The organism is Dactylosporangium sp. CS-033363 (assembly GCF_050942475.1).
GTDB lineage: Bacteria > Actinomycetota > Actinomycetes > Mycobacteriales > Micromonosporaceae > Dactylosporangium.
This window is the reverse complement of record NZ_CP192032.1, coordinates 10,082,560-10,108,942: the sequence shown is the minus strand read 5'-3', so window position 1 is coordinate 10,108,942 and position 26,383 is coordinate 10,082,560. Positions and strand designations below refer to the sequence as shown.

Annotated in this window: 20 protein-coding genes and 1 other RNA gene; 15 read left to right on the top strand and 6 right to left on the bottom strand. The window is 70.3% G+C overall.

Annotation, left to right across the window (positions count from 1 at the left end; genetic code table 11):
- Positions 1-39: 39 nt before the first annotated feature.
- Positions 40-1,659, top strand: coding sequence for an L-glutamate gamma-semialdehyde dehydrogenase (gene pruA / locus ACQPZ4_RS46635; protein ID WP_433051778.1), 1,620 nt, complete (start codon positions 40-42; stop codon positions 1,657-1,659).
- Between the two features lie 334 nt (positions 1,660-1,993).
- On the opposite strand, the gene ACQPZ4_RS46630 is transcribed toward pruA, so the two are convergent.
- Entirely contained in the window at positions 1,994-3,856 is a 1,863-nt protein-coding gene (locus ACQPZ4_RS46630; protein ID WP_433051775.1) for a hypothetical protein, read from the bottom strand.
- A 26-nt stretch (positions 3,857-3,882) separates the two neighbouring features.
- On the opposite strand from ACQPZ4_RS46630, the gene ACQPZ4_RS46625 reads away from it, so the two are divergent.
- The 10 genes from ACQPZ4_RS46625 to ssrA all read left to right on the top strand — a co-directional run bounded on the left by ACQPZ4_RS46625 (position 3,883) and on the right by ssrA (position 14,524).
- Positions 3,883-4,773: a tryptophan 2,3-dioxygenase gene (locus ACQPZ4_RS46625; RefSeq protein WP_433051772.1), complete on the top strand. Its 891-nt coding sequence runs from the start codon at positions 3,883-3,885 to the stop codon at positions 4,771-4,773.
- Between the two features lie 92 nt (positions 4,774-4,865).
- Positions 4,866-6,980 (top strand): protein kinase domain-containing protein, encoded by a 2,115-nt coding sequence (locus tag ACQPZ4_RS46620; protein WP_433051769.1) that lies wholly within the window; start codon positions 4,866-4,868, stop codon positions 6,978-6,980.
- A 105-nt stretch (positions 6,981-7,085) separates the two neighbouring features.
- Entirely contained in the window at positions 7,086-7,601 is a 516-nt protein-coding gene (locus ACQPZ4_RS46615; RefSeq protein ID WP_433067012.1) for a PadR family transcriptional regulator, read from the top strand.
- A gap of 29 nt (positions 7,602-7,630) precedes the next feature.
- Positions 7,631-8,749: a peptide chain release factor 2 gene (gene prfB / locus ACQPZ4_RS46610; RefSeq protein ID WP_433051766.1), complete on the top strand. Its 1,119-nt coding sequence runs from the start codon at positions 7,631-7,633 to the stop codon at positions 8,747-8,749.
- Between the two features lie 210 nt (positions 8,750-8,959).
- Entirely contained in the window at positions 8,960-9,640 is a 681-nt protein-coding gene (ftsE, locus tag ACQPZ4_RS46605; RefSeq protein ID WP_433051763.1) for a cell division ATP-binding protein FtsE, read from the top strand.
- Positions 9,641-9,707: 67 nt separating this feature from the next.
- The gene (gene ftsX / locus ACQPZ4_RS46600) at positions 9,708-10,583 is read left to right on the top strand and encodes a permease-like cell division protein FtsX (protein WP_433051760.1); all 876 of its coding nucleotides are present in this window, start codon (positions 9,708-9,710) and stop codon (positions 10,581-10,583) included.
- Between the two features lie 152 nt (positions 10,584-10,735).
- Positions 10,736-12,025, top strand: a complete 1,290-nt coding sequence (locus ACQPZ4_RS46595) for a peptidoglycan DD-metalloendopeptidase family protein (RefSeq protein ID WP_433051757.1) — start codon at positions 10,736-10,738, stop codon at positions 12,023-12,025.
- Between the two features lie 76 nt (positions 12,026-12,101).
- Positions 12,102-12,581 (top strand): SsrA-binding protein SmpB, encoded by a 480-nt coding sequence (gene smpB, locus ACQPZ4_RS46590; protein WP_433051754.1) that lies wholly within the window; start codon positions 12,102-12,104, stop codon positions 12,579-12,581.
- Positions 12,582-12,650: 69 nt separating this feature from the next.
- A complete protein-coding gene (locus tag ACQPZ4_RS46585) occupies positions 12,651-14,057 on the top strand; it encodes an SRPBCC domain-containing protein (RefSeq protein WP_433051751.1) in 1,407 nt (468 codons plus the stop codon).
- Positions 14,058-14,150: 93 nt separating this feature from the next.
- Positions 14,151-14,524, top strand: a transfer-messenger RNA (tmRNA) gene (gene ssrA / locus ACQPZ4_RS46580).
- Positions 14,525-14,810: 286 nt separating this feature from the next.
- On the opposite strand, the gene ACQPZ4_RS46575 is transcribed toward ssrA, so the two are convergent.
- Together ACQPZ4_RS46575 and ACQPZ4_RS46570 are read right to left on the bottom strand one after the other, a co-directional pair.
- Positions 14,811-15,155, bottom strand: a complete 345-nt coding sequence (locus ACQPZ4_RS46575) for a YybH family protein (RefSeq protein ID WP_433051748.1) — start codon at positions 15,153-15,155, stop codon at positions 14,811-14,813.
- Positions 15,156-15,165: 10 nt separating this feature from the next.
- Entirely contained in the window at positions 15,166-15,873 is a 708-nt protein-coding gene (locus ACQPZ4_RS46570; protein WP_433051745.1) for an SDR family NAD(P)-dependent oxidoreductase, read from the bottom strand.
- Positions 15,874-15,965: 92 nt separating this feature from the next.
- Here ACQPZ4_RS46570 and ACQPZ4_RS46565 point away from each other — a divergent pair, with 92 nt between their 5' ends.
- The 4 genes from ACQPZ4_RS46565 to fxsT all read left to right on the top strand — a co-directional run bounded on the left by ACQPZ4_RS46565 (position 15,966) and on the right by fxsT (position 23,361).
- On the top strand, positions 15,966-16,811 hold the full coding sequence (locus tag ACQPZ4_RS46565; RefSeq protein ID WP_433051742.1) for a LysR family transcriptional regulator: 846 nt from the start codon (positions 15,966-15,968) through the stop codon (positions 16,809-16,811).
- A gap of 34 nt (positions 16,812-16,845) precedes the next feature.
- A complete protein-coding gene (locus ACQPZ4_RS46560) occupies positions 16,846-17,832 on the top strand; it encodes an aldo/keto reductase (protein WP_433051739.1) in 987 nt (328 codons plus the stop codon).
- 389 nt (positions 17,833-18,221) lie between these two features.
- Positions 18,222-19,478, top strand: a complete 1,257-nt coding sequence (locus ACQPZ4_RS46555) for a TIR-like protein FxsC (protein WP_433051736.1) — start codon at positions 18,222-18,224, stop codon at positions 19,476-19,478.
- Between the two features lie 10 nt (positions 19,479-19,488).
- Positions 19,489-23,361, top strand: a complete 3,873-nt coding sequence (gene fxsT, locus ACQPZ4_RS46550) for an FxSxx-COOH system tetratricopeptide repeat protein (protein ID WP_433051733.1) — start codon at positions 19,489-19,491, stop codon at positions 23,359-23,361.
- 7 nt (positions 23,362-23,368) lie between these two features.
- Here the strand turns inward: fxsT and ACQPZ4_RS46545 are convergent, their stop codons facing one another.
- From ACQPZ4_RS46545 to ACQPZ4_RS46535, 3 genes are all read right to left on the bottom strand, one after another.
- A complete protein-coding gene (locus ACQPZ4_RS46545) occupies positions 23,369-24,556 on the bottom strand; it encodes an FxsB family cyclophane-forming radical SAM/SPASM peptide maturase (RefSeq protein ID WP_433051730.1) in 1,188 nt (395 codons plus the stop codon).
- Entirely contained in the window at positions 24,501-24,680 is a 180-nt protein-coding gene (locus ACQPZ4_RS46540; protein WP_433051727.1) for a hypothetical protein, read from the bottom strand. Before ACQPZ4_RS46540 ends, ACQPZ4_RS46545 begins: the two co-directional genes overlap by 56 nt.
- A gap of 436 nt (positions 24,681-25,116) precedes the next feature.
- Positions 25,117-26,304: an NAD(P)/FAD-dependent oxidoreductase gene (locus tag ACQPZ4_RS46535; RefSeq protein WP_433051724.1), complete on the bottom strand. Its 1,188-nt coding sequence runs from the start codon at positions 26,302-26,304 to the stop codon at positions 25,117-25,119.
- Between the last annotated feature and the right edge of the window lie 79 nt (positions 26,305-26,383).

The following is a 26,383-nucleotide window of genomic DNA, read 5'->3' as shown; positions in this document are numbered from 1 at the left end:
AACCTCGCCAACGCTGCCGAGACGACGTGGGAGACCCTCATGGATGCCTTGTTCAACGTGCCTGAGCCCGTAAACGAGCCGGTGCACGGATACGCCCCCGACACCCCGGAGCGGGCGAGATTGCAGCGCCGCCTCGGCGAACTCGCCGGTGAGCGGCACGAGCTGACGATGACCATCGACGGCGAGCGGCGGATGGCCGCCGGCGACCCGATCGAGGTCGTGCAACCCCACCAGCACAGCAAGGTGCTGGGCGTGACGCACAACGCGACCACCGACGACGCCGCGCGCGCCGTGGACGCGGCCAAGCGGGCCGCGCCGGCCTGGCGGGACCTGCCCTACGCCGAGCGGGCCGCCGTCTTCCTGCGCGCCGCCGACCTGCTCAGCGGCCCGTGGCGGGACACGCTCAACGCCGCCACGATGCTCGGGCAGTCCAAGACCGCGATCCAGGCCGAGATCGACGCCGCCTGTGAACTGATCGATTTCTTGCGCTTCAACGTGTACTTCGGGCAGCAGATCCTCGCCGATCAGCCCCGTTCGTCGGCGGGGGTGTGGAACCGCTTCGACCACCGCCCGCTCGAGGGCTTCGTCTATGCGATCACGCCCTTCAACTTCACCGCGATCGCGGGCAACCTGCCGACCGCGCCGGCGCTCATGGGCAACACAGTGGTCTGGAAGCCGTCGCCGACCCAGCAGCTCGCCGCGCACTACACGATGCGGCTCTTCGAGGCGGCCGGCCTGCCGCCCGGCGTGATCAACATGGTGACCGGCGACGGGCTGGCCGTGTCCGACGTGGCCCTGGCCGATCCGGAGCTGGCCGGCATCCACTTCACCGGCTCGACCGCGGTGTTCCGCACGCTGAACCGGACCGTGGCGTCCAATGTGTACCGCTCGTACCCGCGCGTCGTCGGCGAGACCGGCGGCAAGGACTTCGTGATCGCGCACCCGTCGGCCGACCCGGCGCCGCTGATCACGGCGCTGATTCGGGGGGCGTTCGAGTACCAGGGGCAGAAGTGCTCGGCGGCGTCGCGGGCCTACGTGCCGGCCAGCCTGTGGGCGCAGATCAAGGACGAGCTGGTGGCCACCGCCGAGTCGCTCACCTACGGCGACGTCACGGACTTCAGCAACTTCGGCGGGGCGGTGATCGACCGGCGCGCCTTCGACCGGCACGCCGCGGCGCTGGACCGCATCAAGAACTCCTCGGCCTGCACAGTCGTCGCCGGTGGTACTGCCGATGACGCCGAAGGATTCTTCGTCCGCCCGACGATCGTGGAGTGCACGGACCCCTCGCACGAGGTCTTCACGACGGAATACTTCGGGCCGATTCTCGCGGTGCACGTGTTCCCCGACTCGTCCTTCGACGACGTGGTGGCGCAGGCTGAGTCGGCCGCGCCGTACGCGCTGACGGGGTCGATCTTCGCGACCGATCGGCAGGCGGTGGAGCGGGCTTCGCATGCGCTTCGGTTCGCCGCGGGGAACTTCTACATCAATGACAAGCCGACCGGGGCCGTGGTCGGGCAGCAGCCGTTCGGCGGTGGGCGGGCCTCGGGGACCAACGACAAGGCCGGGTCCTGGCACAACCTGCTGCGGTGGACGTCGCCTCGCACGATCAAGGAGACGTTCGTGCCGCCTACCGATCACCGGTATCCGCACATGGGGTGATCTCGCTTTTGGCGGGGGTTTCTTTTGTGAGAGCCGCGGCGTGGGCCTTTTGGGGTCGTTGCGTCGCGGCTTTCGCGTTTTCTCTGGCCGGTGTGCTGGTGGCGGGCCGCGTTTGTGGATGTGGCTAGAGCGGCCTGGCGTTGGTGGGCCGCGTTTCTGTGAGTGCGCGGAGTGGGTGCGCGGTCGGGTTTTCGGGCTCGGAAAAGTGTCGTACCCCGCGCGTAGGGTTCGTGGTGGGTCGATCGGGGTTACTCGGGCCGGCGAGTTCCGAGTCGACTGGTTCGGTGGAGTGTTTGGCGGCGCCGAAAGGGAGGTGCGTCGATTGGACGGCGAATTAGTGGCGAGGGCGGGCCACGGCGACGATTTTGTCGAGGGTGAAGGCTCGTTCGTCGCGGCGTAGGCGGCACCAGGCTTCGATGGTCGAGCCGGCGAGTTCGGCGTTTTCGATGACGCGCTCCGAGGCGCGGCCGTTGGCGTCGACGTAGCGGATCCAGACCGGGGTGCCGTGCTCGACCGCGTCGGCCAGGAGTTGGGCCTGTTCCGGGCGCAGCTGGGGCGCTCGGTGGCGGATCTGCTCCAGGGGCGAGGCGTCGCGCTGCAGGGGGACGGTCAGGCGGGCGGCGAGCTCGACCGGATCGACGGCCGGGCGGGAGCGTTGGGAGGGAGCGGGACGTGCGGCAGACGGGGGACGAGTCACGGTGACCTTCGCGGCCTCGGTGGAGGCGTGAAAGCCGGCCTCGCGGAGGGCGGCCAGGGTGTCGTCAGCCGACGACGGCGCGGCGGCAACCGTTGGAGCCAGACGATCCAGCTCGGGCAGCGCGTCCGTCACGGTGTCGAGCAGGGCGGGGTCGTCGGCGACGATCACGCTGGGCGGGGCCAGGACCTTCAGTGAGGGCTCCGGGAGCAGGTGCGAGGCCACTTCGGCGACCGAGCGGCCGTCCGCCAGGGCGCGGCCGAACGGGCTGATCGCGAAGACGTCGGGGTCGAGCATGACGCAGACGCCGAGCAGCGTCGCCTCGGCCACGATGCCGGTCACGACATCGGCCAGGGTGGTTGCCGGCCTCGCGCCGCCGGACGCTGCCTGCCCCGCGCCGCCGGACGCTGTGGGCGCCGCGCTGCTGGACGCTGTGGGCGCCGCGCTGTCGGAGGGCCCGCGTGTCGTGTCGGCGGGCGTGGCGGGCACTGCACCGTCCGGTGGCACGGACGTCAGTCTGCGGACTGGCCCGCGGATCGCTCCTTCGCTTGGTTCGTCGGCTGCTTCGCCACGTGCTGGATTCGTCGCGTCGCCGGATCGGCGGTGCGCCGCGCCCGCGGGCGTTTCGGGCGCTGCGTCGTCTCGGGGCACGGACGTCAATCTGCGGGCCGGCCCGCGGGTCGTTTCGCCCGTCGCTTCGGCGCGCGTCGCTGGCGGCGGGGCGGCGGAAGGGGGGCGTGGCGTGGTGCGAGGTGGCGGCAGGGTTGCGGCGCGCGAGGGAAGCGGGGCCGTCCAGCGCACCAGCGGGGCCAGGGAGTCGGTGCCGAGTACCGCGGTGTCGGGGGGCAGGTCGTGCAGGACCCGCACCACGACTCGGCGCAAAGGGGAGCCTCCCGACCACCAGGTCGACAGGATGTGCGCCAGGCGGGTGGCGTCCGGGGCCGGTGGGCCTGGCTGCGGGACCACTTGGCGGTAGTGCTTGGCCAGCGGCACGTCGAGGCTCGGGTCGGCCGCGTATTCGAGCAGTGCGCGGGCCGCCTGGGCCGCCGCCTCGCGGATTGCTGATCGGTCGGCTGGGATCAGGGCGGGGGCGGGTGGTACCGGGGCGAAGGGGGTGGGGTCCTCGTCCGGCAGTTCCAGGAGCAGGCCCGGGGAGAGCCAGAGGTCGTCGCCGTCCGGCCAGGCCAGGGCTCGTTGGCTCAAGACCCGCAAGGTGGCGTCCAGCTCGGTGTCGTCCGGAGCGCGGTCCAGGGCCTCGGCCAGGTGAGTGCGGGGGATCGGGGGTGGGCCCAAGCGGGTCAGCGCCTCCAGCACCTGTACCGCCGGCAGGGGGAGGCCCGCCACCACCTCGCTGACCGCGGTTCGGGTGGTCAGGCGGCCCGCCAGCTGTACCAGGTCGGCGGGTGACGGGGCGATCAGCGCGTCCGGGCGGCGGCGGAGGACCTCGCCCAGGTCGCGCGCCTCGAGACTCTGCAGCCAGCGGACCAGTGCGCCTCTCGTCACGACAGGTGACCTTATAGCGTGGGCCGGTGACCAACGAATCCGCCGGCGGCGCTGCCGGCAACCCTGGCGGCGGCATCGGCAAAACCGACAGCGCCGGCAGCGAGAACGGAACCAACCGGGCCGCCGGGAATTGGAACGATGCGCATTTCGGGGAGCAGGGCGGCACCCTTACGTACGGTGACTATCTGCGCCTGTCCGGGCTGCTCGAAGCGCAGGTTCCCGAGTCCGATCCGCCCGCGCACGACGAACTGCTCTTCATCACGATTCATCAGGTGTACGAGCTGTGGTTCAAGCTCGTCCTGCACGAGCTCGAGGACGCTCGCGACCGGTTGCTCAACGGGGAGACGTATCTGCCGCGGGTTCGGTTGGAGCGGTGCCTGTCGATTCAGCGGGTGCTCGTCGGGCAGGTTGACGTGATCGACAGCATGACCCCGCAGGACTTTTTGCGCTTTCGCAACAAGTTGTCGCCGGCGTCCGGGTTTCAGTCGGGGCAGTTCCGGGAGATCGAGTTTCTTTCGGGGTTGAAGGACCCGACGTACCTCAAGCGGTTCCGCGGGCTGTCCGAGGTGGAGAGGGAGCGGCTGGAGCGGCGGCTGGCCGAGCCGAGTCTGTGGGAGGCGTTCCTGACCATGCTCGGCAAGCACGGGTTCGCGGTGTCCAGCGCCGAGGAGCGGGTCGAGTCGCTGCTGGCGATCTCGCGGGACCGGGAGCGGTACGGGCCGCTGTGGGATCTTGCCGAGGCCATGGTCGCCCATGATCAGGCGTGGTCGCTGTGGCGGGCGCGGCATGTGCTCATGGCGGAGCGGCAGATCGGGACCAAGGCCGGGACCGGGGGCAGCGCGGGCGGGGCGTACCTGCGTTCCCGGGTCGAGCTGCGCTTCTACCCCGAGCTGTGGGAACTGCGCAGCCGCATGTAGCAGGAGACTCCCCGGTTTGTGCCATCGGGCGCGCCGAATGGAAAACGCGTGGCGGACCTCGCCTACCGTCTCGGGTAAGGGGAGGGACGGTCATGAAGACGAGCGCGAAGACGAGCGAGAAGACGATCCTGGGCGGCCGGTACCGGCTCGAGTCGGAGGTGGCCCGGGGCGCGATCGGCGCGGTCTGGCGCGCGTACGACACGCAGGCCGGCGAGTGGGTGGCGGTGAAGGTGCTGCGCCCCGAGGCCGCGTCCGTGCCGGAGCTCAAGGACGGCTTTCTCGGCGAGGCCGAGCTGCTGGCCGGGCTCGATCACCCGTCCGTGATCCGGGTCAAGAACCTGGTCAGCGAGAAGAGCATGCTCGCGATCGCCATGGAGCTGGTCACCGGGCCGGACCTGCGCCGGCGGCTGCGGGCCGAGGGGCCGTTGCCGCCCGCGGTCGCGGCCGAGGTGGTCGCGCAGGTGGCCGACGCGCTCGCCTATGTGCACGCGAACAACATCGTGCACGGCGACGTGAAGCCCGGGAACGTGCTGGTCCCGACCGACGGCGGGCCGGTGCGCCTGGCCGACTTCGGGGTGGCGCGCCGCCTCGACCGCCCGGCCGGGCCGACGCACGCCACGCCCGAGTACGTGGCGCCCGAGGTCGTCGCCGGGGGCACGCCGACCCCCGCCGCGGACGTCTACGCGCTGGGCGTCGTGCTGTTCGAGCTGATCTGCGGCCGCAGCCCGTACCGCGGCGGCTCGCCCAACGACGTGCTGCGCCGCCACGCCGACTGCGTGCCGGTCCCGCCCCCGGGCATGCCGGCCGCGCTCTGGCCGGTGATCGAGGCGTGCATGGAGATCGACCCGCGCATGCGGCCCACGGCGTCCTCGATCGTCGGGCGCCTGCGCGCGGCGGAGGGCGCGCTCGACGGGTTCGAGCCGCTGCCCCGGCTGCCCGCGGAGGCAGTCACGTTCTGGCAGCGCTCGGCCGAGTTGACCGCGCCCGTCTCGGCGCCCGTCCGCCGCGTCGACTGGGTCCCGCTGCCGACCGCCCCGACGTCCCCGGCGGCCGCCTCGGCGGCGCTGATGATGGCGATCCCGATCTCCGAGCGCCCCACCGACGTGATCGACACGAGCGCGCAGGCAACCAGCGTGATCGGGACGAGCGCGCAGGCAGCCGGCGCGACCGAAGCGAGCACGCCCGCGTCCGAGACGAGCCAGCCCGCAACCGAAGCGAGCGAAACGAGCGAAACGAGCGGTCAGGCAACCGAGATGATCGCGGCGAGCATGTCCGCGCTCAACGGTAGCGAAACGAGCGCCCCGGCGCCCAACCTGACTGACGTAAGCACGCCCGCAAACGCTCCCGCGATCAACGCGACCCAGACCCAGACCCCGACCGCGACCCCGTCCCCGACGCCGGACCCGGCACCCGACCAGTCGCCTGACCAGGCACGCAATGCGGCAGTCAGCGCGGCTGTCGACGCGGCACCCGACCCGGCGGCCGAAGCGGTTGACCCGGCAGCCGAGGCGGTCGCCGCCGGCACGCCGCTGTGGGCCGGCCCGGCCACGCCCGAGATGATCATCCCGCCGCAGCGCAACGCCTCGCCCGACGAGCCGCCCACCCAGCTCCGCGCCGGGTCCGCCGCGCCGCAAGAGCCCGAGACGGAGATCGTTTCCAGGCCCGAAGAGCCAACCGCGCCAATTGTACCGATTGTGCTGTTCGGCCAGGACCCGCCGGTCGTCCGCCCGGCCGCCGCGACCCCGGAGGAGACCGCCGACCGCCTGTTCGAGCAGTTCGGCGAGCACGGCGCGCCCACCGGCGACGGCAAGCCGACCGACACCCGGCGCAAGCAGCGGCGCGTCCTCGCCGCGATCGGCGGCGGCCTGCTGCTCATCGCGATCGTCGCCGTCGCCGCCCTGCTGCTGACCGGCGGAAACGACAAAACCGACAACACGGGCGACAAGAAGGTCAACGCCACCACGCCGGCCCCGGCCGCGTCCACGCCCGCCGGCGGCGAGCCCGCCGCGAGCGCCACGCCGGGGGAGACGACCGCCGACCCGGGCGCGACAGAGGACCTGGGCGCGGGCGGCGACGCCAAGCCGACCAAGAAGGCGCCCACGACCGCTCCCGAGCCCACCAAGACCGGACTGCCCGGCATCGGCGACCCGATGCCCCCGTTCCCGACGATGCCGAGCATGCCCGCGTTCCCGACGTTCAAGCAATGAGCGCCCCCGTACGGATGTCCTAAGTCGACAGTCGCAGCGCGACAGTTCACAGTGGATTTGCCGAAATGCTGGACTGAGCTGTCGAAAGATGGCAGCGTGGCAGGCATGGCGGATTCTGGAGTCAACGCGACCGCGGCGGCCCTGCTGGGGCTGCTGCACGAGGGACCGATGACGGGCGGCCAGTTGATGGCGGCCGCGCAGCGCCGGCTCGGGCCCTACTGGTCCATGACGCGAAGCCAGGTCTACCGCGAACTGCCGGCGCTCGCCGAGTCCGGCTACGTCAAGCTCGGCAAGCCGGGGGCGCGCTCCAGCCAGCCGTACGCGATCACTCCGGCCGGCAAGCGCGCCTTCGCCCGGTGGCTGTCCGAGCCGGCGGGCCGCGAGGCGCTGCGCAATCCCGTGGCCCTGCGGGTGGCCTTCGGCGCCCAGCAATCGGCCACGCAACTGCAGGACGTCTATGCCCAGGCCGCGGAATACCACAATGCGGCGCTGACCGAGGCGCGGGAAATGGCGAAAGAGGCCAAGAAGAGCGGCGACGACTTCTTCGCCGCCTCGCTGGAGTTCGCGGTCGGCTATCACAAGGCGGCGATCACCTGGCTCAAGAGCGCGCCGGGGAAATAGGCGGCAGCGGTTCGGCGTACCCTTGATGCGTGACTGCTCTGGACCACGCCGAAGCCCTCAAGAATCTCGACGGCACCCTGCGCAACATCGAGGCGGTGCTCGACCTCGGTCGGCTGCGCAAGGAGAAGGCCGATCTCGAGGAGCAGGCGTCGGCGCCCAACCTGTGGGACGACCCGGCCGCCGCGCAGAAGGTGACCTCGCGCCTGTCCTACGTCCAGGGCGAGATCAACCGGCTGGAGTCGCTGCGCTCGCGGCTGGACGACGCCCAGGTGCTGCTGGAGCTCGCGCAGGCCGAGGGGGACGCCGCCTCGCTGCACGAGGTCGCCGGCGAGATCACCGGGCTGTCCAAGGCGATCGAGGACCTCGAGGTCCGCACGCTGCTGTCCGGGGAGTACGACGCCCGCGAGGCGCTCGTGACGATCCGGGCCGGCGCGGGCGGGGTCGACGCGGCCGACTTCGCCGACATGCTCCTGCGCATGTACCTGCGCTGGGCCGAGCGGCACGGCTACGACACCGACGTCTACGACACCTCCTACGCGGAGGAGGCGGGCATCAAGTCGGCCACCTTCGCGGTCAAGGCCCCGTTCGCGTACGGCACGCTCTCCGTCGAGTCCGGCACGCACCGCCTGGTGCGGATCAGCCCGTTCGACAACCAGGGCCGCCGCCAGACCTCGTTCGCGGCGCTGGAGGTCGTGCCGGTGGTCGAGCAGACCGACGAGGTCGACATCCCGGACGACGAACTGCGCGTGGACGTGTACCGCTCCAGCGGCCCCGGCGGCCAGGGCGTCAACACCACCGACTCGGCGGTGCGGCTCACGCACATCCCGACGGGCATCGTGGTGTCCTGCCAGAACGAGCGCTCGCAGATCCAGAACAAGGCCACCGCCATGGGCGTGCTGAAGGCCAAGCTGCTGGCCGTCAAGCGGGCCGAGGAGGCGGCGAAGATGGATGCGCTGCGCGGCGACGTGGCCGGCTCCTGGGGCGACCAGATGCGCTCGTATGTGCTGCACCCGTACCAGATGGTCAAGGATCTTCGGACCGAGCACGAGACGGGCAATCCGACCGCGGTGTTCGACGGCGATATCGACGCGTTCATCGATGCGGGCATCCGCTGGCGCAAGCAGCGGGAGCTCGACCCGGCCGCGTAAGGACCGCTTGATCATCTCTTCGCAGTGCGTCGATGACACACCGTGATGCCGTGCGTCTCCGTCAAAGTGTTACGTACATCACACCTTAATCCGGAATCAAGCGCTGCCCTGCGGGAAGCGTCCCCGGTTCGGGTCCGCATTCCTCACAAATCGCACATGACGCACGGCGTGTACTAGCCCCACTTGTCACACCGCGTAGACTCCACTCCCGTGATTCGGCTTGACCACGTGACGAAGACGTACCCGAAGGCGTCTCGCCCCTCTCTTGACGATGTCTCCGTCAACATCGAAAAGGGCGAGTTCGTCTTCTTCATCGGTCCCTCCGGCTCAGGCAAATCCACGATCATCAAGCTCCTGCTGCACGAGGTCCAGCCCAACCGGGGCAAGGTCGTCGTGAACGAGCGGGACGTGACGTCGATGCGCTCGTGGCGGATCCCGGCCTTCCGGCGCCAGATCGGCTGCGTGTTCCAGGACTTCCGGCTCCTGCCGAACCGCACGGCGTACGAGAACGTGGCCTTCGCCCTCGAGGTCATCGGCAAGTCCAAGGGCGTCGCGCGCCGCGTCGTGCCCGAGGTGCTCGAGCTCGTCGGCCTGGGCGGCAAGGAGCACCGCTACCCCCACGAGCTCTCCGGTGGCGAGCAGCAGCGCGTCGCCGTGGCCCGGGCGTTCGTCAACCGGCCGCTGATCCTCCTGGCCGACGAGCCGACCGGAAACCTCGACCCGGACACGTCGATCGAGATCATGCGGCTGCTGGACCGGATCAACCGGACCGGCACGACGGTCGTCATGGTCACCCACGACTCCAACATCGTGAACCAGATGCGCCGGCGGGTCGTGGAGATCGAAAGCGGCCGGATCGTGCGGGACCAGCCCCGCGGTGTGTACGGCTGACCCCCAGCCCTAGTCCGCACCGCCCCCCGTCCTCCTGCTGGGCCCGCTGGGAAGGAACCCCCACCCGATGCGCGTGAGATACATCCTGACCGAAGTCCTGACCGGACTCTGGCGCAACGTCACGATGACCATCGCGATGATCATCACGATGACCGTCTCGCTGACCATGCTCGGCGCGAGCCTGCTGCTGTTCTTCCAGGTCGGCAAGATGGAAGACTTCTTCTACCAGCGGGTGGAGGTCTCCGTCTTCCTCAAGGCCGACGTCTCCGACGACCAGCGCAGCTCCATCGAGAGCGCGCTCAAGTCCAACGGCCTGGTGAAGTCGTACGAGCACGAGACCAAGGAAGCCGCCTGGAACCGCTTCAAGGAGCAGTTCAAGGACGCGCCCGACCTCGTGGCGGCGACCAAGCAGGACTCGCTGCCGGAGTCGTTCCGGATCAAGCTGAAGGACCCGAACAAGGTCGCCGAGTTCAGCGACCAGTTCCGCACCCAGGAGGGTGTCAGCGACATCATCGACCAGAAGCAGCTGCTGAAACGGGTCTTCGACCTGCTCGGCGCGCTGCAGACGCTGGCGCTGACGGTCGCCGTGGTCCAGGGCGCGGCCGCGCTGCTCCTGGTGGCCAACACCATCCAGGTCGCCGCGTACAGCAAGCGGCGTGAGGTCGCGGTCATGAAGCTGGTCGGCGCCTCGAACTGGTTCATCCAGATGCCGTTCGTGCTGGAGGCGGTCTTCGCCGGCCTGATCGGCGCGATCCTGGCCTTCGGTGCGCTGGTGGCCGCGAAGATCTTCTTCATCGACGGCTCGCTCAAGGCGCTGACAACGGTGCTGCTGCCGGTCGACTGGGGCAACGTGTGGGTCATGCTGCCGGTCCTGTGTGGCGCCGGTGGTCTGGTCAGCGCCGTCACGGCCTGGGTCACGCTGCGGTTCTACGTGCGCGTCTGATCGCTTCGCACGCTTCGAGGGCGGGCTCCCACTGCGGGGGTCCGCCCTTTTGCGTGTCCCCGCCACGAATGGCGCATTTATCGGAAATTTCGGACTTATGGGCTTTTTCCGGCGTACCGTAACCCCCAAGTGGTACTTGGAGGGTTGCTTCCGTGAACCGAATTCGGGTCGGCGCCGCAGTTGTCGGCGTCGTGCTGATGCTGCTCGGCCCGGGTACTGCCGCGCGGGCCGACGCCGGCGACGACAAGGCCCGCCTCGACAAGCAGCTGCAGGAGACGCAGGCCACGCTCGAGGCGGCGACCGACAAGGCGCAGCAGGCCGCGGCCGACCACGATCGCGCCCAGGCCGCCCTCCCCGGGGCGCAGCAGGGCCTGGACGACGCCAAGGGGCGCGTGATCGCGGCCGATGCGGCGGTACGGCAGGCCGAGCGCGACCGCACCGCCGCCGACGCGGCCGCCGAGGTCGCCGACGCGGGGTACGCCGAGGCCAAGCGCCAGGTCGACAAGGCGCGCCAGGACGTGTCGGTCTTCGTCGCGGCCACGTACAAGGGCGGCGGGTTCGCCATGGTCAACTCGGTCCTCGACTCCGGCGGGCCGACGGATCTGGCCTTGCGCATCGAGTACCTCAACCAGGTCGCCATGGCCAACCAGGCCGCCGTGGACGAGCTGACCGCGGCCCGGATGGACGCCAAGAAGCACAGCGCCGTCGCGGAGCTGGCGCTGCGCCGGGCCCAGGAGACCGCCGACGCCGCGCGGCGCAGCCTCGACGAGTCCCAGGCGGCCCAGGCCGGCGCCGAGAAGGCCGCCGCCGACGTGCAGACGCTGCTCGATCAGAGCGCCAAGGCCGAGGCCACCGCGAACCAGGAGCGCGGCGCCGTGCTGGCCCGCTACGACGCGCTGAAGCAGGAGAGCGACCGGGTCGCCGAGCAGCTGCGGGCCGAGGCGCAGGCGGAGGCCAGGCGGGCCAGGAAGAGCACTGGGGGTACCAACGCGAAAAACGCACCCCCGAACACCGTCATCGGCCCGAAGGTGGGCGCGTTCCTCCTGATGCCCGTGCACGGCTGGAAATCGAGCAACTTCGGGATGCGGTTCGACCCGGTCTACAAGGTCTATCAGCTGCATGCCGGGGTCGACATCGCCGCCGGGGGCGGGCAGCCGATCGTCGCGGCCGCGGACGGGGTCGTGGTGCGCGCCGGGCCGTCGGGCGGCAACGGCAACTACACCTGTATTTCGCACGGGCTGTACCAGGGCAAGGGGCTCGCGACCTGCTACGCCCACCAGTCGGCGATCCTGGTGAAGGTCGGCGAGCACGTCAGCCGGGGCGAGCTGATCGGGCGGGTGGGGACGACCGGCGCGTCGACCGGGTACCACCTGCACTTCGAGGTGCGGCTCAACGGTTCGCCCGTACAGCCGCTCACGTGGCTGCCGGGATGCCTCTGCTGAGCAAATGCTCTTGCCGGGCGCGCTACGCTTCTCTTCGATCGAGAGACTTTCGATCGGGGAGACTCAGGAGGGGTCCATGCCGCGCGAAAAGGGGCGCAAGCTGGTCGCGTCCAACCGGAAGGCGCGGCACGACTACGAGATCCTCGAGACGTTCGAGGCTGGCATCGCGCTGACCGGGACCGAGGTCAAGTCGCTGCGGGCCGGGCGGTGCTCGCTGGTGGACGCGTTCGGGCAGATCTCCGACCGGGAGGTCTACCTGCACGCGATGCACGTCCCGGAGTACACGATGGGCACGTGGACCAACCACCCGCCCCGCCGCGTCCGGAAACTGCTGCTGAAGCGGCAGGAAATCGACCGTATCGGGGCGAAGGTCCGGGAGAGCGGCCTGACGATGGTGCCGCTGTCGGTGTACTTCTCCGACGGATGGGCGAAGGTCGAGCTCGCGCTCGCGCGCGGTAAGAAGGCCTACGACAAGCGTCAGACGCTGGCCAAACGCGACGCGGAGCGGGAGATTGCTCGCGTTGCGGGCCGCCGTGGCAAGGGCGACGCAGAGTAAAAAGCCTCCGGCGCGTGAGTAACGTGTCGCGGTACTGCGAGCAATGCGTCAAGGCCATATAGTCCCTGCGTGACCGAGATTCGGGTCGATGTCGACCTCGAGCACCCACCCAGCGTGGTGTGGCGCGCGCTCACCGAGGCCCACCTCGTCACCGACTGGCTGCCGACGACCCGGTTCATGATCCGCGACGACGGCTCGTTCACCTTCCAGGCGACCGAGCTCACCGGCCTCGAGGACCCGATCGAGGGCCAGATCGTCACCGTCGAGAGCGAGCGGCGGCTGGTCATGCGCTGGGAGGCCAGCAATCTGCACACCGTGGTCGCCGTGACCCTCGCCGAGCGGGGTGAGGGCACGCGGCTCACGATGACCCAGAGCGGCTTCCTGGGTCCGCAGGGGACCTTGCGGCGGCGGACGCTGCTCGGGACGTACACGAGCCTCTTCAAGGGTCCTTTGACAGCGACCCTGGCCAAGATCGCCGCAGCCCCGCCACCGGCGCCGCCCGCGGCCGAGCCGACTCCTCGGCGCAATGACGGCGGTCCCTTCAACCGCCTGCCGCGCCAGCTCAACGCCCCGAGCCGCTCGGCGCCCGGGCTGAGCTCCTCCCGGCGCTCGACCGCCGGCCCGCGCCCGACCACGACGATGCCGGGCTTCGCGGCGGCCGTCCTCGGCGCCCGGGCCACCGGCGTCGCCAAGGTCACCGAGCCCACGGTCGCCTTTGCTCCTGCCCACGGCCGCTCTTGGTTTTCTGAGCGCGGCCGTTCCTGGTACCGCTTTTCTGAGCGCGGCCGTTCCTGGCACCGCTTTTCTGACCGCGGCCGCTCCTGGCTTCGCGCGGTGTGGCGCCGGCTGGCGGGCGCCCGCGACTGGTCCGCCGACCGCCGCAGCCAGGCCGTCGCGACCGGTGCCGCGGTACTGCTCCTGCTCGCCCTGGCCGCCATCCTGATCGGCAAGGCGACGGCGCTGCACCCGGCCAAGCCCCCGCGCACCGGCGGCGAGAGCCCCGGCCCGGTCCAGGTCACCGTCCCCGGCGCCGCGATCGCCCCGACCCGCGCCACCTCGAACCCGATCGTCTCGGCCGCCTCCCGCCCGCCGTCTGCCCTCCCGGCCTCGCCCACGACCCTCCCGGCCACCGCGCCGGTCGGTGCGGCCCAGCTCACCGCCGCGTACCGCACGGAGGACCTGTCGCTCACGGCGTACCGGGTCACCGTGACGATCGCGAACCCCACGGCCATCACCGCGTCGAACTGGCAGCTGGTGGTCCAGCTCCCGCTGCTCGACCTGAGCGTGACGAACGTCAACGGCGCCGTGCTGGCCCGCACCGACGGCCACCTCAACTTCACCCCGGTGGACGCCACCCGCACGATCAAGCCGGGCGCCACGGCCGCGGTCCGCTTCGACGTCGAGGGCCTGGGCGTGCGCAACGAGCCCTTCACCTGCGCGATCGACACCCGCAGCTGCACCGTCGCCACCGGATGACGCCCCGGGTATACCGGGATGAAACCCGGGCGCGGACGCGTTACTCTTGATCGGTCGCACCGTTGGTGGCGCGGCAGCCAACACCACCCGCGCGGGGGTGACTGGTTTCGACTTTGTTTGCAGCGATAGGGGAAGCGAGCCGAGGAAGCCGACGTTGTCTCGCTAATCAGCCGTCGGAAAGTTATAAGCGCCGATATGAAGCGCTCCGAGCTCGCTCTCGCTGCCTAAGCTAGAGTCGAGCTCTGTCGGTCTGGGATTGCCTTCGGCCCAGTAACCGGCATCAGCTAGAAGGCTGGCCAACCGAGTCCGGTCACGGGGCTCGCGCGGTGAGATTAATTGTGACTGGGCCTGTCATACCAACTTGCTCGTGTGATTGGTGGGGCCGAGTAGAGACTTAACGAGCTGCGCTCGGAGAAGCCCTAACAAAGCGACGAAGGACCCGGGTTCGATTCCCGGCACCTCCACCACTGGAGATCGACTCCGGCGGTCACTCCCCACAGGAGTGGCCGCCGGAGTTGTTTTCTCCTCATGTGGCATCGCCCGGACCGCCGGGGTGGACAGTCACCGCTCGACGGCGGCGCGTTTCCGGTCGGTCAGGTCCCAGTACCGGCTCACCAAGCGCTCGTCGAGGTCGCGGGGAGCGGTCGCACAGCATGCGTCGTCCTCGGTCTGGTCGACGCAGTGCCCCGATGCACATCCGCGGGTGGAGCGGCCCCTGCTTTGGGGCAGGGGCCGTGTTGGACGGTGGCCGCGTCAGCCGAGTTGGGAGAGTTGGTAGTGGTCGATGAACCACCGCTCCTCGCCCCGGCGCAGCAGGACGCTCAGGTACCCCTTCACCATCGTCCGGTCCGGCCGGGTGAACTCCACCGCGAGGTACCCCAGCAGCAGGTCGTCCGCCAGGTGGCGGGTCTCCAGGATTTCGTACGCGGCGGTCAACCCGATCGGCTGCGCCTCGTAATAGGCGGCGACCCCGTCCGGCCCCACGCTGTACTGATGCAGGCCCTGAAAAATCGCCTCGTCCGTGAACAATGCGGCCACCCGGCGTGGGTCGTGCGCGTTCACGGCGGATTTCCACTGCTCGAGAACAGTCTGCAGCACGGGAGTCATTTCAGTGCCCCGCGCTCTGGCCGCCGTCGACGTGGAGGATTTCGCCGGTGACGAAGGGGGCTGATTCGAGGTAGGTCACGGCGTCCACGATGTCACTGATGTCGCCCATGCGGCCCACCGGATGGAGGGCGGCCAGGAAATCGTGCGTTTCCGGGGCGTGCATCGGGGTGCGGATGATGCCGGGGGAAACCGCATTGAAGCGGATGCCCCGGGTTGCGTATTCGACGGCCAGGGAGCGGGTCACCGCGTTCAGGCCGCCCTTCGTCAGGGCCGCCAGCGCGGACGGGACGTTGCTGTTCGCGTGGTCGACGAGGCTCGTCGTGATGTTCACGACGTGGCCGGCGCCGCGCGGGAGCATCGCGGTGACGGCGCGCTGGGTGATCTCGAAGAAGCCGCCGTGGTTGACGCCGGTGACCAGGGCGTAGTCGTCCGCCGTGTACTCCGTGAAGGGCTTGGCCACGAAGACGCCGGCGTTGTTGATCAGGGTGTCGACGCGGCCGAACGTGGCCAGGGCCTGCGCGACGAGGCCGGTGCCGACGGCCGGGTCGGCGATGTCGCCCGGGACCGTCACGATCATGGGGTCGTCGGACTGCGGGATGGTGCGGGAGTTGGCGACGACCGCGTAGCCGAGTTTGCGGTACGCGGCCAGCAGTCCCGCGCCGATCCCCTGCGAAGCGCCGGTGATGATGGCGACCTTGTGCATGCTCATGCATCGAATCCTGGGGCGGCCGCGCGGGAGGTGCCAGGACCGGCTTGCTCGCTGCTGGGAGGAGGAGACTAACGGCGCAGTACGTTGGGCGCATGGAGTTGCGCCAGCTCCGCTACTTCGTCGCCGTCGCGGAGGAGCTGCACTTCGGCCGGGCCGCGCTCCGGTTGCGCATCGCCGGGCCGTCGCTCTCGCAGCAGATCAAGAGCCTGGAACGCGATCTGGGTGTACGCCTCTTCGACCGCGACCGCCGCTCGGTCGCGCTCACCGCCGCGGGTGAGGCGCTCCTGCCCCGCACGCAGGCACTTCTCGACCGCGCCGACGAGTTGCGCCGCGCGGCCGCGGGCCTGTCGGCCGGGGAGCCGGTGCGGCTCGGCTACGTCAACTGGCGCCCGCCCGACCTGGCCGCCCGCACCTCCGGCGTGGTCCAGTTGCACGTCGACACCTGGGTCCTGCCGTCCCACGCCCAGGCCGCCCGCGTCGCCGACGGCACCCTCGACCTGGCCATCTGCTGGATCGAGGAGGAGGACCTGGCCGCACTCGACCTGGCCGCCCACCACCTCGGCACCGACCGGCTGTTCGCCGTCGACGTCGGCGCCGACACGTCGGCGATTCAAGCCAAGGACGCGGTTGTACTGCTTGACGCCGACACCGCCACCTGGTCCTCGTGGAACCGGTTTGCCGAGCGACTTGCCCGCAGTACCGACGCGAAAATGATCCGGATCGAGGACGGCGGCGTGACGGGCCCGGCCTTCTTCGACCACGTCCGCCGGCTGCGCGTGCCGGTGCTCAATTCGCCGAAGGGCCAGACCGATCCGATCCCGCCGGACCTGGTCCAGCGCCCGGTCGTCAACCCGGAGCCGCACTGGCCCTGGTACCTCGTCTCCCGGCGCGACGAGCCGCGGCCGGCCGTACTGGCGGCCATCGAGGCGCTCATTTGACCTGGAGCGCGCTCCAGGTGGAATCGTGACCGGCATGGATACGCGATTCCTGGGACGCAGCGGCATCGAGGTCAGCGCGCTGGGCATGGGCTGCTGGGCGATCGGCGGCCCGTTCTGGGCGGGCGAACAGCCGCTCGGCTGGGGCGAGGTGGACGACGACGAGTCGATTCGTGCGGTACACCGGGCGCTCGATCTTGGCGTTTCGTTCTTCGACACGGCCAACGTCTATGGCGCCGGGCACAGCGAGAAGATCCTCGCCCGGGCGCTGGCGGGCCGGCGCGACGAGGTCGTGCTCGCCACCAAGTTCGGGGGCACCTTCGACGAGCGGACCCGCCAGGTCGGCCCCGACGACGGCAGCCCCGAGAACCTGCGGCGCTCGGTCCGCGACTCGCTGCGCCGGCTGGGGACCAATCGGATCGACCTGCTGCAGCTGCACATCAACGGGCTGCCGATCCCGCAGGCCCTGGACCTGATCCCGGCCCTGGAGGACCTGGTGGAGCAGGGCCTGATCCGCGCGTACGGCTGGAGCACCGACTTCCCGGAACGCGCGGACGCCTTCGCCGCGGCGGGCCGGCGCTGCGCCACCATCCAGGCCGACCTGTCGGTGCTGCGCGGCTCGTTCGCGGTGCTTCCCGTCGCCGCGAAGCACGATCTCGGTGTCATCATTCGCGGCCCGCTCGCCATGGGGCTGCTGGGCGGACGGTACACGAGCACCTCGGCCGCCCTGCCGCACGACGACGTGCGCGGCCTGAGCCCGGAGTGGATGACGTACTTCACCGACGGCCGCCCGACGCCCGAGTTCCTCGCGCGGATCGACGGCATCCGCGACGTGCTCACCTCGGACGGGCGGACGCTCGCGCAGGGGGCGCTGGCGTGGCTGTGGGCGTACGACGAGCGGGCGGTGCCGATTCCGGGGTGCCGTACGGTCGCGCAGGTCGAGGAGAACGCGGGCGCGCTGGCCCACGGCCCGCTGACCCCCGCCCAGCTCGCCGACGTCGAACGCCTGATGGGCCGCGCCTGACAAGCAAATCGCCGACGTCCGTCAAATATTGGCACACGACAATGATCTTTTAGTCCGAACGGCCAGTGGAATCCGGCAATTCAGGGCACCGATAATGGATCGCGATCGGCAACCCGCGGAATGATCTTTCCGGCCGCGCCCTTACCAAAGTTGGCGTGCGGCAGGCATGATGAGACTGCGGGATCGACTCGGGTACATCGTCGTTCCCGTGCCGCCGTCTTCTGACCACCGTTTCGGGGATGTGTTCAGATCATGTCCGCATTGCCAGGCGACGACCAGTCAGGACGTCCGACGGTGCGCGATCCACAGGCCATGAGAAATCCCGAAGGTGTCGATTTCGACGCCTTCGGGCACCATCCGGTCGCGTATCTGCACGATGGGGCCACCCGATGAGCTCCATCAGTCTGCCGATCCCGCCACCGCGCCGGCCGGCGCCTCCGTACTTCTTTCTGAGCTACGCCCGAAGCGACGACGATCCGTACGTCGAACAGTTCTTCAAGGAACTTTCCGGCGAGGTCCGGGTGCGGGCCGGCGTGAGCAGCAGCGAGACCGTCGGCTTCCTCGACCGCAACCTCGAGATGGGCACGATCTGGTCGAAGGAACTGGTCGACGCGCTGGCGATGTGCACGACCTTCATCGGCCTGTGCTCGCCGCGGTACGTCGTGAGCGAGCCGTGCGGCCAGGAGTGGCACTTGTTCGCGCAGCGGTGCGAGCACTTCGCGCAGCAGTCCGGCCGGCGCTCGACCGCCCTGGTGCCGGCACTGTGGCTGCCGCCGCGCAACATGCCCGAGGCGGTGCAGCGGGTGCAGTACGACCAGGAGCGCTTCAGCGAGGCGTACCGGCGCGACGGGCTGCGGCAGCTCATGCGGCTGGCGCGGTACCACGACGAGTACCTCGAGGCGATCTCCGTGCTGGCCCAGCACATCGTCGACAACGCCGAGGTGGACCGGCTCCCGCCGCTGCCCCCGACCGAGCGCATCGAGTTCGCGTCGGCGCCCAGCGCGTTCCATGCCGAGACCGCGGACGAGACGGCACCGGCCCCGCCGAAGCCGGACGACGTGCACTTCATCATCGCCGCGCCGAACCGCCACGAGGCGCGCGCCGTGCGCGGCGACGTGAGCTACTACGGCGAGCAGTCGCTGGATTGGATGCCGTACGCGCCCACGCACACGATGTCGCTGGCCGGGTACGCCCGCGACGTCGCCGCGAAGCGCGGGCTCACGGCGGGTGCGTCGGCGATACCGCTGAACCCGGCCGCGGCCGAGAGCCCGGACAGCGGCGCCCGGATCGTCGTGCTGCTCGTGGACGCCTGGACGAGCCAGCTGGACGCGTACCGGCAGGCGGTCGAGCGGCACGAGGACCGCCGGCGGGCGGCCGCGGCGCTGGTGCCGCGCAACACCGAGGACGCAGAGACCGAGCATCACTGGCGGCTGCTGTCCGACGGGCTGCGCAGCGTCTTCCTGGACCGCATCGCCACCCGCGACGCGCTCGCCTACCGCCAGGACATCATCTCGCACCGGGCCTTCGACGAAGACCTCCAGATCGTGCTGGAGACCGCCCGGAACCGGGTCTTCGCGACCAGCCGAGCATTGCCGTCCACGCCGTACGGCACCGGGACGAACAGGCCCATCCTCGAGGGACCCTGAGAGGGACACGATGACCCACGACCAGCGCGGACCCGGCCAGGTCGTCACCTTCTACTCGTACAAGGGCGGCACCGGCCGCACGATGGCCGTGGCCAACGTCGCGTGGATCCTGGCCAGCGCCGGCCACCGCGTCCTCGTGGTCGACTGGGACCTGGAGTCGCCGGGCGTGCACCGGTTCTTCCACCCGTTCCTCAAGGACCCGCAGCTGCACACCTCCGACGGCGTCATCGACCTGATCCGCGAGTACGCCGCGATCGCCGCCAGCCAGCCGGACCCGGCCGACCTGCCGGCCGCCGACGTGCGCCGGTACGCCGTGTCGCTGGACTGGCGCTTCGCCGGCGGCGGCGAGCTGGACCTGCTGCCCGCGGGGCGCCAGGGGCCGGCGTACTCGGCCACCGTGAGCACGTTCGACTGGCCGAGCTTCTACGACGGGCTCGGCGGCGCCGCGTTCCTGGCCGCCCTGCGCGACAACATGCGCGAGCTCTACGACTTCGTCCTCATCGACAGCCGGACCGGGCTCAGCGACAGCGCCGGCATCTGCACCGTGCTCATGCCGGACACCGTGGTCAACTGCTTCACCCTGAGCACCCAGAGCATCGACGGCGCCGTGACGGTCGCCCGCTCCATCCGCAACCAGCGCCTCGACGATCCGGTGCGCCAGCTGCCGGTACCGATGCGGGTCGAAGACGGCGAGAAGGGCAAACTCGACGCGGGGCGCGATCACGCGTGGCTGCGGTTCGCGCAGTTCCTCGACGACCTCGACGTCGAGCAGATGACACGGTACTGGGCCGAGGTCGAAATCCCGTACCGCGTCTACTACGCCTACGAGGAGATCCTCAGCGTCTTCGGCGACCGCCCGGGCCAGCCCGCCACGCTCCTGGCCGCGTACGAGCGCCTCGCCCGCCGCATCGCCGGCCCCCGCGACCTGCCCGACGCCACCCCGATGGACGAGTCGGTGCGCCGCTTCTGGCTGGCCAAGTTCGAGCGCACCCGCCCGCGCGCGATGACCCGCGTCCTGATCAGCCACGCGGCCGAGGACCGCATGTGGGCCGAGTGGATCTCGGGCGTCCTGAACGAGGTGGGGCTTCCGACGGTACTGCGCGACACCACCGCCCCCACGCCCGAACCCGACCCGCACGTCGACCTGGTGGCCGTGCTGCTCTCGGCGTCGTACCGCCTTCCGCCGGAGAGCGCGGAGTGGCTGCGCCGCTCGGCGAACGTGAGCCTGCGCCGGCCGACGGTCCTGCCCATCTCGCTCGACGGCGCGAACCCGCCGCTGGAACTCGAGGGGTTCGGGGCCATCGAACTGTCGGGCATGACCGCGGATCGGGCCCGCACCGCGTTGCTCACCGCGCTGAACTGGCCGGTGAACGAGCCGCGGACGGGCGGCCTCGACGAGCCGCGCTACCCGGGCAATCCTCCCGCGGTCCAGCGACTGCCCCTGCGAAACCTGAGCTTCACCGGCCGCCGGGAGGTGCTCGCCACGATCCGCGAGCACCTGTCGCCGCGCTCGGATTCGACCGCGCCCGTGGCGATCAGCGGCCTCGGCGGCGTCGGGAAGACCCAGATCGCGACCGAGTACGCGCACCGCTTCGCCGCCGACTACGACGTGGTGTGGTGGGTGCCGGCGGCGCAGAGCAGCATGGTGCGCGCCAACCTCGTCGACCTCGCCGACGACCTGCACGTGCCGGCGACCGAGACCTCCGCGGAGCGGATCCGGCTGCTGCTGGACGCGCTGCGGCAGGGCCGGCCGTTCCCGCGCTGGCTGATCATCTTCGACTCGGCCCGGGATCCGTCCGACCTCAACGGCCTGATCCCGGACGGCCCCGGGCATGTGCTGATCACCTCGCGCAGCCCGGCCTGGGGCGACTCGATCGAGGGCATCGAGGTCATGCCGTTCAGCCGCGAGGAGAGCGTCGAGCTGCTGCGGCTGCGGCTGCCCGCCCTCAGCCCGGCCGAGGCCGACCGGGTCGCCGAGCGCCTGGGCGACCTGCCGCTCGCCATCGAGCAGGCCGGGTCCTGGCTGGCCGCGACCAGAATGCCGGTGGAGCGGTACCTCGCGCTGGTCGACAGCCAGCTCTCCCGGATGCTCGCCGAGAACCCGCCGGCGGGCTACGAGCGGGCGGGCGCGATCACCTGGCTGCTGTCGCTGGACCAGCTCCGCGGGCGTTCCCCGGCCGCGGCCCGGCTCGTCGAGCTGATGGCGTTCTTCGGCCCGGAGCCGGTGCCGGCCTCGCTGTTGTACAGCCACGACCTGATCGACTTCGTGGCCGGCGACGACCCGGGTCTGCGGGACGACGTGGCCTTCGGCAACCTGATCGCCGAGGTGCGCCGGTTCGGCCTGGCGACCTTCGACGAGGCCGAGGAGTCGCTGCAGATGCACCGGCTGGTGCTCGCGGTGATCCGGGAGAGCCTGCCGATCGAGGGCGCCGACATGTACCGCCGCCAGGTCCACCGCATCCTGGTCGAGGCCGCCCCGGGCGACTCCGACCGCCCGGAGACCTGGGACCGCTGGGACGCGCTCTGGCCGCACGTCGTCACCTCCGACGCGCTGCACGCCACCGAGGACGCCACGCGGCAACTGGTCCTCGAGGTGATCCGGTACCTCTACCGCCGATCCGACTTCGCCGGCAGCGCCGAGCTCGCCGACGCGGCCCTGAAGGTCTGGTCGTCGCAACGGCCGGCCGACGACGAGAAGTCACTGATCGCGACGGTGTTTCTGGCCAACGCGGTGCGGGCCGCCGGCGATCTGGACCGCAGCCTGGCGCTCAGTGAGATCGCCTACGCGGGGCTGATGGGGTCGATCGGCCCGCGCAACCAGTACAGCATCATGAGCATGGCCGGACTCGCGGCGGATCTGTGGCCGCAGGGGCAGTACGAGCGCTCCCGGGGCCTGCTCGAAGAGGCGCTGAGCAACTCGGTCGACCTGTTCGGTCCGGAGCACCGGCGGACCTATCGCGCGATGAACAACCTCGCGGTGCAACTCGAGCGGGTGGGCGACTACCAGGAGGCGCTGCGGCTGCACGCCAGCGCGTACGCGGGACGCCGGCGGCTGCTGTCGGAGCGGCATCCCGACACGCTCTACTCGGCGGTCAGCTACGGACGCATGATGCGCTTCGTCGGCGACTACCGGGGCTCGCGCCGGCTGCTGGAGACCACGCTGAACGGCTGCCGGACCCTGCTGGGCGAGCACGACCCGACGGCGTTGCGGGCCTCCGTCGAGCTGGCCGCCACCCATCGGCGGCTCGGCGAACTCGAGGTCGCCCGCGACCTGGTGCGCGACGCGTACCAGGCGGACCGGCCGCTCGACCATCAGGACCGGTTGCACTGCCTGAACACGCTGGCCATGACGTTCTCGGGGCTGGGCAACCAGACCGAGGCGCTCCGGCTGCAGCAGGAGTGCGTGGACCGCTGCCTGGACAAGTTCGGCCGCGACGACTCGTTCTCGCTCGGTGCGAGCGCCAACCTGGCGGTCATCCTGCGCCGGGCCGGGGAGGTCGACACGGCCCGGTTCGAGGCCGACGACGCGCTGGAGAGCCTGGTGGAGGCGTTCGGCCCCGACCACCCGAACGCGTTGCAGTGCACGATCATCGGGGCGAACACGCGGTTCGCGGCCGGCGATCCGGCCGCGGCGCTGGCGATGGAACTCGACGCGTACACCCGGATGGAGCAGGTGCTCGGCGCGGCCCACCCGGAGCGGCTCGTCGCCGGGTGCAACGTGGCGTCGAGCCGGGCGATGCTCGGCGACACCGACGGGCTGGACGACTTCCGGACGGTGCTGCACGCGCTCGCGGTCCGGTCGCTCGGCCGCGAGCACCCGATCACCGCGGCGATCGCGAGCCGCGAGCGATGGGACTGCGAGATCGACCTGTCCCAGCTGTGATCGGCCGTCAGCCCGGCTGAAGCTGCTCCGCCATCCGCCCGTACGCGTGGCGGATCAGCTTCATCAGGTCCGGGCAGTACACGGACGGGTTGTCGAAGCCGTTCTCCGCGCGGTACCGGTGCGCCTGCAGGCCGCCGCCGCAGACGCTGACGACCGGGCAGGCCCGGCACGTCGCCGGCAGCCCCGCGAGCCCGCCCTGCCGGGCCTGGAACCCCGGCTGTGCCAGCGCATCGTCGAAGCTCGCCGTCCGGATGTGCAGGCCGGTCGCGGCCATGCCCGGCTCGGTGGTCTTCAGCGCGTCACCCTGCTCGATGGAGCCGTCCGTCTCCACGATGAGCAGGTCGACCGGGTCGAGCCCGATCGCCTCGCTGCTGCTGGAGCCGCCGAGCAGCAGGTCGAGTATCGACTCGAAGAGCCGGATGCCGGTCGGCTGGGCCGGCGCGCCGAACCATTCGTCGAAAATCGGGATCAGCCAATCGGCATACGGGGTGTCCGGGGTGCCCGGGTCCCTTCCGGGCGGCGGCGTGGTCCAGTTTCCGTGCGGCAGCAGGAAATCGATGCGGGGCGGCGCGAAGGACAGCAATTCGCGATAGACGTCCAGCGGATCGTTGTCCAGATGAATCGTGCACAGAATGCCGCCGTATCGGTCGGGGCGAGCCGCGAGCCGGTGCAGTGCCGAGGCGACGGCCGTATAGCTTCCCCGGCCATTCGCGAATACCCGGCGGCGGTCATTCTGCTCCTGGCCGCCATCGAGGCTCACGCCGATTCGGATGCCGCACTCCTCGAACAGGCGGAGGAATTCGTCGTCCAGTAACAGGCCGTTCGTCTGGAGATGCCAGGAAATACTCGTCTGCGGGCGGACTCGTGACCGCACGGTCTCGACCGTGCGCCTGATCATCGCTTTCCCGGCGAGCAGCGGCTCACCACCGTGTAAGATCACGGTTACTAATTTAAGATCATGAATTTCCGCATGCTCGGCGATCCGGCGTGCGGCCTGCTCAACCACGTGATCCGGCATGACGTTGGGTTGATTGCGCCACGTTTGATCGACGTGCGTATATACGTAGCAATAGTCGCAGGAAAGGTTGCAGCGACTATGGATCTTCAGCAGAACCTGGCCTATCGGCTTGGCGGCAGCGTCAGATGTAGTTGTTGAACGCTGCGACCGAGTTCGGGCGACCCCGCCGAGCGGCATCGGTGACCCTCCGGATCGACTTGGCAAGCGCCGACTCGTCATCCCGCACGGTGAGGAGAAGCTGCAGCGAAATGTCGCCGGCCCGGTGGGACTGCGACTCGATGACGGCGCGGGTTGTCTCCACGTCTTGCGTCCTCCGCTGCGATGTTGCGAACAGGCTACCGTGGGGAGTGCGCGCTCATGCGGACGACACGACCGCGCGAAATCTCGACGGGCGCACGCGCGTCCGCGCGCAAACCCTAGCGCATCCGCCGACTCCTGTACCCCCGGGGTCGCAGCCCTCCGACCAGCGAGTTTCCCTTCTTGAAGGCCTCGCCGGGCCATGCGGACCCGGCGGTGATCGAGTTCTCCTGGTTCATCCTTGGGCTGACATATGTCACCATGCCCGAGCGGAGCGCTACCCACAGCGATGCGGATGGCAAACCTGCCGGCCCGGTCCGACTTTTCGGCATCGAGGGTGATCGGCTTTTGTGAATAAGCCTCGACGCGGCCGTAAATATTGACGAATGGCGGGCCGGTTGCGGAAAGTATTCCGGCACCCGGCCCGGTTCTCCGTCGGGTTACACCGCGGTCCTGGCGGTCGCGGCGGCCTTGGCACCGCTCGGCGTGGTGACCGGGCGGCGGCGGGTCGGCATGCCGAGCATCGGGTTGGCGACGCTCCACGCCGCGCCCTTGCAGACCAGTTCCTTGTACAGCGCGGCCAACCGCCCCGTCAGTGCGGCCGGCACGGCTCGGTCGTCGGCCGTGACGTACTGGATGAGGCCTTCCTTGCGGCCCAGCGAGATGCACTGGTTGAAGTAGCGCAACGGGGCGTGCGGGAGCTTGCCGCCGGTCAGGCGGGCGGCGATCGCGTCCGCGGCCTGCCAGGCCTCCGGGGTGCCCGAGGCGCACGACATGCGCAGGGGCTTGTCGGCCGGGCCGATGGCGTAGGCGGCGTCGCCGATGGCGTACACGTCCGGGTGGGAGACGGAGCGCATGTACTCGTCGACGACGATCTGGCCCGCCTCGGTGACCTGCAGGGTGGTGGCGGCGGCGATCGGGTGGACCGCGAAGCCGCCCGTCCACACGGTGACCGTGGCCGGGATGGTGCGGCCGTCCGACGTCGTCACGTGGTCCGGCTCCACCGCGGTGACGGTGGTGTTGGCGTGGACGGTGATGCGCAGGCCGTCGAAGACCTTGTGGACGTAGGCGCGGCCCTTCGGGGAGAGCCAGTCGCCGAGTTCGCCGGTGGTGATCAGGGCGATGTCGAGGTCGGGGCGGGACTCGGCGAATTCGGTGGCCGCCTCGATGCCGGTGAGGCCGCCGCCCACCACGGTGACGGGTGTGCCGTTCGGGAGGTTGGCGAGGCGCTCGCGGAGCCGGAGCGCGCCCGGGCGGCCGGCGATTTCAAAGGCATGCTCAGCGGTACCGGATGCGGCTTGGGCATTCCAACCGCTCCCCAAGGCGTAGACGAGGGTGTCGTAGGCGAGGTCCTCGGCGCCGGCCAGGGAGACCGTCTTGTGGTCGGTGTCGATGGCCGTCACCCGGGCGATGCGGACCTCGACGCCGGTGCCCGCGAACATGCTGTCCAGGGGGCGGGGCTTGAGCTGCTGGCCGGTGGCGAGCTGGTGCATGCGGACGCGCTCGACGAAGTCGGGTTCGGCGTTGACCAGGGTGATGGCGACGTCCTCGCGGCGCAGGCGCTTGGCGAGGCGGCCGGCGGCGATGGCTCCGGAGTAGCCGGCGCCCAGTACGACGATGCGGTGCATGGTGTGCTCCTGTCCTGTGCGGCTTGTGCCCTTTGAGCCGGGCGGGGCCGCGATTCATGACAGGAGCGGGCTGTGAAGC

Bases quoted from the DNA above. Each gene is read 5' to 3' on its own strand.
- pruA (WP_433051778.1), top strand. From the start codon at position 40: ATGGATGCCTTGTTCAACGTGCCTGAGCCCGTAAACGAGCCGGTGCAC.
- ACQPZ4_RS46535 (WP_433051724.1), bottom strand. From the start codon at position 26,304: ATGCACCGCATCGTCGTACTGGGCGCCGGCTACTCCGGAGCCATCGCC.
- ACQPZ4_RS46545 (WP_433051730.1), bottom strand. From the start codon at position 24,556: ATGCCGCTCGGCGGGGTCGCCCGAACTCGGTCGCAGCGTTCAACAACT.
- fxsT (WP_433051733.1), top strand. From the start codon at position 19,489: ATGACCCACGACCAGCGCGGACCCGGCCAGGTCGTCACCTTCTACTCG.
- ACQPZ4_RS46615 (WP_433067012.1), top strand. From the start codon at position 7,086: ATGGCGGATTCTGGAGTCAACGCGACCGCGGCGGCCCTGCTGGGGCTG.
- ACQPZ4_RS46565 (WP_433051742.1), top strand. From the start codon at position 15,966: ATGGAGTTGCGCCAGCTCCGCTACTTCGTCGCCGTCGCGGAGGAGCTG.
- ACQPZ4_RS46555 (WP_433051736.1), top strand. From the start codon at position 18,222: ATGAGCTCCATCAGTCTGCCGATCCCGCCACCGCGCCGGCCGGCGCCT.
- ACQPZ4_RS46620 (WP_433051769.1), top strand. From the start codon at position 4,866: ATGAAGACGAGCGCGAAGACGAGCGAGAAGACGATCCTGGGCGGCCGG.
- smpB (WP_433051754.1), top strand. From the start codon at position 12,102: ATGCCGCGCGAAAAGGGGCGCAAGCTGGTCGCGTCCAACCGGAAGGCG.
- ACQPZ4_RS46570 (WP_433051745.1), bottom strand. From the start codon at position 15,873: ATGAGCATGCACAAGGTCGCCATCATCACCGGCGCTTCGCAGGGGATC.
- ACQPZ4_RS46560 (WP_433051739.1), top strand. From the start codon at position 16,846: ATGGATACGCGATTCCTGGGACGCAGCGGCATCGAGGTCAGCGCGCTG.
- ftsX (WP_433051760.1), top strand. From the start codon at position 9,708: ATGCGCGTGAGATACATCCTGACCGAAGTCCTGACCGGACTCTGGCGC.